General features: G+C 52.2%; 7 protein-coding genes and 1 pseudogene. 7 read left to right on the top strand and 1 reads right to left on the bottom strand.

Going from position 1 to position 6,204, the window contains the following annotated elements; genetic code table 11:
* Both Q2B33_RS22825 and Q2B33_RS22820 read left to right on the top strand, forming a co-directional pair.
* On the top strand, positions 1 to 818 hold an 818-nt coding region (locus Q2B33_RS22825), incomplete at its 5' end, for an HAD family hydrolase (protein WP_300889096.1).
* Entirely contained in the window at positions 811 to 1,323 is a 513-nt protein-coding gene (locus tag Q2B33_RS22820; protein WP_300785577.1) for a phosphoribosyltransferase, read from the top strand. The genes Q2B33_RS22825 and Q2B33_RS22820, both read left to right, overlap by 8 nt.
* Positions 1,324 to 1,586: 263 nt before the next feature.
* Here the strand turns inward: Q2B33_RS22820 and Q2B33_RS22815 are convergent.
* Positions 1,587 to 1,766 (bottom strand): annotated as a pseudogene (locus Q2B33_RS22815) (GTP-binding protein); the annotation flags it as partial.
* A gap of 471 nt (positions 1,767 to 2,237) precedes the next feature.
* On the opposite strand from Q2B33_RS22815, the gene Q2B33_RS22810 reads away from it, so the two are divergent.
* From Q2B33_RS22810 to Q2B33_RS22790, 5 genes are all read left to right on the top strand, one after another.
* Entirely contained in the window at positions 2,238 to 3,281 is a 1,044-nt protein-coding gene (locus Q2B33_RS22810; protein ID WP_300784149.1) for a serine protease, read from the top strand.
* A gap of 106 nt (positions 3,282 to 3,387) precedes the next feature.
* The gene (locus tag Q2B33_RS22805; RefSeq protein WP_300784151.1) at positions 3,388 to 3,849 is read left to right on the top strand and encodes a Panacea domain-containing protein; all 462 of its coding nucleotides are present in this window, start codon (positions 3,388 to 3,390) and stop codon (positions 3,847 to 3,849) included.
* Position 3,850: 1 nt separating this feature from the next.
* Positions 3,851 to 4,174, top strand: coding sequence for an MAG6450 family protein (locus tag Q2B33_RS24750; RefSeq protein WP_300917980.1), 324 nt, complete (start codon positions 3,851 to 3,853; stop codon positions 4,172 to 4,174).
* 28 nt (positions 4,175 to 4,202) lie between these two features.
* The gene (locus Q2B33_RS22795; protein WP_300784155.1) at positions 4,203 to 5,606 is read left to right on the top strand and encodes a Wadjet anti-phage system protein JetA family protein; all 1,404 of its coding nucleotides are present in this window, start codon (positions 4,203 to 4,205) and stop codon (positions 5,604 to 5,606) included.
* A 9-nt stretch (positions 5,607 to 5,615) separates the two neighbouring features.
* Positions 5,616 to 6,204 (top strand): DUF4194 domain-containing protein (locus tag Q2B33_RS22790; protein WP_300914276.1); only part of this gene is annotated, 589 nt, incomplete at its 3' end.

The raw sequence follows: 6,204 nt of genomic DNA, 5'->3' as shown, positions 1-6,204 counted from the left end.
CAGAGGAGGACGGGGAGTTGTATGACATTTTCCTGTACCTGTATCTGTCGCCTGCTGTGCTGCGGGCGCGGATGGAGGGTTCCGGGAAGAACCGGAACTATCTGCAGTACGATATAGGGGCATGGCAGGACAGGGAGATTGCCGGCCTGCGGCAGTATTGCCATGAGCATGATAAGGATTTCTATGTCCTTGACAATCCGCCGGAGGATGTTTTCGGGGACATATCGGATGTGATCGGATTCATCCGGGAGATTGGGGAGGGCTATAGCTGCGTGTCCTTTGCGGCAAGGTGTGTGGAGGAGATTCTTGGGAGGAGCAGAACGGATACGGTCACATTGCTGGACGGGGACAGGACGCTGGCCGTGGAGGACAGCAGCAAGGCGGTCTTTGGCTACAGAACCCATGTCTTTGACGGGGAGTTTTACACCGGATATCAGGTGTGGAAGCAGAACAGGGAATTTGAGGGGTATCCGGTTCCGGAATTGAAGGAGATGCCTGTCCGGCTGAATGAAAGGATCTTGGATGGCATTGCGGGCGACGCTTTCCTGCTGACATCCGGGCATGAGCGGATATGGCGCTTCATCGCGGGAGAGCTGCAGATTCCGTTCTATGGCGGGAGGGAGATGGCCGCGGAGACCAAGTTCTTCATCGCGAAGATGCTGCAGAGGGCGGGGAAGAGGGTCATAGCCTACGGGGACAGCATGAATGATTACTATATGCTGCGGCAGGCGGACTGCGGGTATCTTGTGAGAAGGCCGGACGGCTCGGTGAGCGGGAGTCTCAGGGGAAAGGATATGGAGGGGTTGATTTATGTATGAATTGAAGAGGGACGAAGAGGTTGAGAGACTGATTGCCATCACGAAATCCGACTCGGGCATTTCAGGTCCCAGGCTGGTGGAAGCGCACAGGGAGCTGGGAAGGCTTCTGGGGGCGCAGATAGGGCAGAGCGGGCAGTTTGAGCCGGAGGAGACTACGGTTGTGGCGGTGCTGCGCGGGGGGATATTTTTCGCGGAGGGGATGTATCTGGCTATGGGGTGCAGGTTCGGGCTGTATGATCCGAAGCATGAGAAGTTCATGCGGCCTGGGACGAGGCATGTGATTTTGGTGGATTCGGTGATCAATACCGGGAGGACGTTGAAGGAGGTGTGGGATTCTGGGGTTTACGCGGCCTGCTGCGTGGTGAATGAGCGGGCTGTGCCGATGTTCGGGGAGAGGCTGTTTGCCGTGCGGGTTTCGGGGAATTCGTTTGTGGGAGGGGAAGTTGCCAGGCAGGTGGGGAGCGTGGGGCCGGATACGACTTTGCGGTTGTTTCATCTGTTGTGAGGCGGATTGTCTTTTTCTGGCATTGCGGAGGGGATAATGTCCAGGTCATGATTCAGAATTAGGTATACATTGGCCATGGTCTGGGACTTGATGCGGTTGTTACATCTGCTGTGAGGTGGATTGTTTTTTTCGGGCGTCGCGGAGGGAATCACGTCCAGGTCATGATTCAGGATTAGTTATACATTGGTCAGGGTCTGGGGTTTGATGCGGTTGTTTCATCTGTTGTAAGGTGGATTGCCTTTTTCTGGCATTGCGGAGGGAATCACGTCCAGGTCATGGTTCAGGGGCAGGTATACATTGGCCAGGGTCTGGGTCTTGATGCCCTGCACCGCGTCCACCAATATGGCAACGTCGCAGGCTGCCGGGGAGCGGCTGACTTCATAGTTGAAGTCCATATGTCCCGGGGTGTCTGTCAGGTTCGGGATATACTCCTCCCCGGGCTTTTGTGGAATAGCGGCTGTAAAAAACGATTGCGGTATTTGTGGGGGCATGCTAAAATATCCACAGGAAGCACATGGAAAGAGGGAATGAAGGTTGGTGACCGCATAACATAGAGAAAGATAGGTTCTCGGAATTTCAGGAAGCAGAATCGGGCATTGGGGCAGGACGGCACCTGGAAAAGTGGGGGAACCGTTTCAAAGGAGTTCCGGAAAGCCGCGTGATATGTGGTCTGGCGCATCCGGCGAAGGCTTTCAGAAACCCTCCTGCCACAGACAGCACCACCATGGATGAAAGGCGGGGGTTTCTGTGGATGCCGCTGTCCATATACTGCATAACGCTGAATGCTGCCTAATGTAATCATGCGATTGAATCAGTCAGCGTTATGCAGTCTGGTTTCACGGCAAGTGAAATCGTTAAGCAGTATAAATAGGGCATGGGACAGAGAAGGTGTGGAAAAGAGGGGATAGGATTGGATGTATAGGGACAGGGTTGCACTTTATAGAGAACTTGAAAAAGAGTTTCACAGCAAGATTCTCGTTTATGTGACAAGCGACAGGCCGAACATGGCCGCTCAGATCTCTCCCGATGTAATTGATTATTTTATCGATCATTTAGATAAAATAAAGCCATGCGGGAGGATTTCGCTTTTTTTATATACCCGGGGCGGGGATACTTCAACCGCAAGGAATATCGTAAATCTGCTCAGGATGTATGGGGATTTTCTTCAAGTCATAATACCCCACAAGGCGCACAGCGCGGGTACGATTATCAGTTTGGGAGCGAATGAAATTGTGATGACCAAGCAGGCTACGCTGGGGCCGATCGATCCAAGCCTGTATACCGCTTTGAATCCCAGAAGGCCTGAGGGAGGGATTTTTCCGGTAAGCGTGGAGGCTGTAAAGGGCTATCTGGAGTTCGCTAAAAATGAGTTGGGAATTCAGGATGAGGCATCGCTGGCAAGCATCTTCGAAAAGCTGACGGATTTTGTGCATCCGCTTGTGCTGGGCGAGGTATATCGCTCAAAAGCCCAGATTCAGATGATGGCGGAAAAGCTGCTTCAGAACCAGGTCACTGAGCCGGAAAAGATCAAGAAGATTATTGACTTTTTATGCAGTGAATCGGGGAGCCATGATTATACCATCAACAGGCGGGAAGCCAAGAACGAGTTAGGGCTTCAGATTGTCAATCCCACTGCTTTTCAATATGAACTGATAAAGAGAATATATGACGACATAAATGAAGAGTTGCTGTTCGGCAAGCCGTTTTTGATTACGGAAGTAAATGGCGCTTATGCTGTCCGCAGGTGCATACTGGAGAGCGTGGTCGGGGGCGCGGATTACTTTTCCACAGAAGGGGTCGTGGTGAGAGGGAAAATGCCGGACGGCCAGACGGCGATACAGAACAGCATAAGCTATGAGGGATGGAGGCATGACCATGCCTCGGAGGGAGGCCAGGTCTCGGTGAGGAATGGAGAGGAGGAAGTAATATATGAGCGTGGTTCAGGATATCAGACTTAACACCATGTCTCCATGGCCATATGATGCATATCATTCCTACATGACATCAGCGATTCCAACGAATACAGAAAGGTATGTTTTGATTGACCCTGAGGAAACAGAGGATATGGAAGTGGAGGAGACGGGGAAGTATTCCATCTTCGATGTGGCAAACTGGTTTTTATCCAAAAGCGATATGACCCATAAAAAGCTTCAGAAACTCTGTTATTATGCCCAGGCCTGGGCATATGCATTGAAGGGGTATCGCCTGGAGGATACGGATTACCAGGCATGGGTACATGGGCCGGTTTCACCTGCGCTGTGGGAGCGGTTCAAGGCATTTGGATACGATACCATCTGCATGAAAAGTGGGAATAAGGCTCATTTTGACCCTGAGGATATACGGTTATTGGAAGATGTATGGGAAACTTATGGCGACAGTACGGGAAATGCCCTGGAAGCCCTGTCACATCGGGAATTGCCCTGGATGGAGGCAAGGAGGGGATATGAACCGGCTGAAAGATGTACGGTTGTGATTTCTCCCCACACCATGGCATCCTATTATAAGTCTATCCACTGCGGCGATTGATATGGCGAAATTAACACAAAAACAAAACCGGGAGGTACCTTTTGAATTATGTTTCAAGTACCCTTTGGAGAACGGGTATACATTTAAGGAGCTGACCCCGGAAAATGTAAGACAATTTCAGGCTTTTTTAAACAAGATATCGCAGATGACGGTAACCCAGGTGGACAGGGCATTTGCGCGCAAACCGGATACGGATGACACTTACAGGGGAATGCAGGTGTATCATTATGAGGTGACGGAAGTATTTAGGATACATGTGGTCATTGAGGCCGGGTATTATAAGGTCATCCGGTTGGATCCGAGACATAAGGTGCATAGAAATTAGAAACTACTAACTAAGGAAAAGAACCCACATGGATATATTTGAACTGGTAGACAACGAGAAATTCTTCCATCCTCTGAGCAGCCAGAACCGGAGGATCTATTATGAATGCATCCTTTCCCTGATCGAGAAGTCCAGGGAAGTCCCTGTGCTGTACGATTCCGACGCCAGGAACTGCGTGGCGCTCTACCTGAGGAACAGCAAATATGTGTTTCAGGATGAGCAGGGGGAAGGACAGGAGCAACAGGCGCCGGACAGAAGCGCCTCTGCCATCATGGCCTATCTGCGGGAATGCGGCTGGGTCACCCCCCGGGAGATCGGGCGGAACGGGGAAAATGTGGCCAATGTGTCTATGAGCTGCCGGAGGATCATGGAATTTTTCCGGAAAATGTGTGAGAAGGGAAGCCAGGGGACGCTTTCCAATCACATTTTTTCCATGTACGAGATCCTGAAGGCAAGCTTTGAGGAGGATTCCGCCCGGGCGGAGCGGCCTTATTCCACGATCCTGAACCCCCTGTCAGACCATGTGGAGGAATTGAAGAACGAGCTGCTGGACTTAAAAGACAGCATCGCCAATATCATGCGGATGGTGATGGAGCTCCAGGACGCCAACAGCGTGGGAAAGTTTTTGATGAAGGACGAACTGCTGGACAAATTTTTCAACGATTATTTCTTCCTGAAAAATAACGGTCTGATCCCAAGCCAGCTTTCCTTCATCCGGAACAAGCTCCGCGTCATAGAAGAGGGGCGGATATTTGAAAAAATGGCCGCGGAATGCGCCGCCGTGCACCAGATAGAGGGCGCACAGGCCAGAGAGAAGGTGCAGGCCGTCCTGGCGAGGCTCTCCTATTTCCTCAGCGTGGAATACCAGGAGAACATGGAGCTGATCGACGCCAGGATCAATACCTATTATCGTCTGGCCAACATCCGGATGATGCTGGTGATGGGAAACGGCGTGGAGATGGAGTCCCTTCTGGACGGGTTTCTCAGCGCCCTGAAAGGGATGGGACAGGAGGAAAGGCAGCAGGCGCTGGAGCGGGCGGCAGGCTGCATGAGGGTCTCTTCCCAAAAGTACATCGGCAGGAAGTCTTATGAGAGACGGAAGCCCAGGGAGCGGGATCGCGGGGAGATCGGCCTTCCGCTCTGGGACATTTCCCGGGAGGAGAAGGAGCTGCTGACCCAGGCGGTGATGTCCGGTACGAAAAACCGTTTTTCTATAGACGGCGCCAGGCATTTCCTGGACGGGAGGATGGCCGGGAGGAAGGAGCTGGAGCTCCGGGAGCAGAGGGTGGCGGACAGGGAGGAAGCCATGCTCTATGCCGCGGCTGTGATGTATTCCGGCATCGAGGAATTTCCTTACACGGTGGAATTGATGGACGGCTATGTGGAGACGGACATTGCCAGGATGACCAATCTGAAGATCAGGAGACGATAGAGGTATCATATGGGAGAATTTGACTTTCTGGAGAACATGAAGGACGAGGAAGAGCTTCTGTTTAAGAGATGCATCCGGAAGCTGCTGGACGCCACTTTTATCATAGAGGACAGGGACGAAAGGCTGTACCAGTATCTTTCGGTGGAGTCCAACTGCTATGACGTCTCTGCGTTCCTGCGCAAGATAGGGTATGACGTGGTGGTGGAGGACAAGCTGAAGGTGGCCATGCTGGTGCAGAACGAGGCGGATCTGGATACGGTGGGGATCAAGCGCAGCAATCTGGTGGTCTTCGACGGAAAACAGGTGCAGATGCTTCTGGCGCTGTGGCTGCTCTATCTGGAGAAGGTGGGCTTTTCGGAGGAAATCTATGTGACAGTGGGCGACGTGATCGATAAGTGTAAGGTGTACGGGATAGAACCGGCGCCCACGGAGTTCCGGGCGGCGTTCAAGCTGTTCAAGCGGTTCAGCCTTCTGGCCTGGGATGAAAACGACACAAAGGAGGACAGCAAGGTGAAGCTCTATCCCTCCCTGCAGTTCTGCATGGATATCCCCCAGCTGAAGCAGGTGATGCGGGAGTATCTTCCGGAGGATAAATTTG

The organism is uncultured Acetatifactor sp., from assembly GCF_948601915.1.
GTDB lineage: Bacteria > Bacillota > Clostridia > Lachnospirales > Lachnospiraceae > Acetatifactor.
Note: the sequence above shows the minus strand (reverse complement) of the source record. Positions and strands in the feature narration are given on the sequence as shown.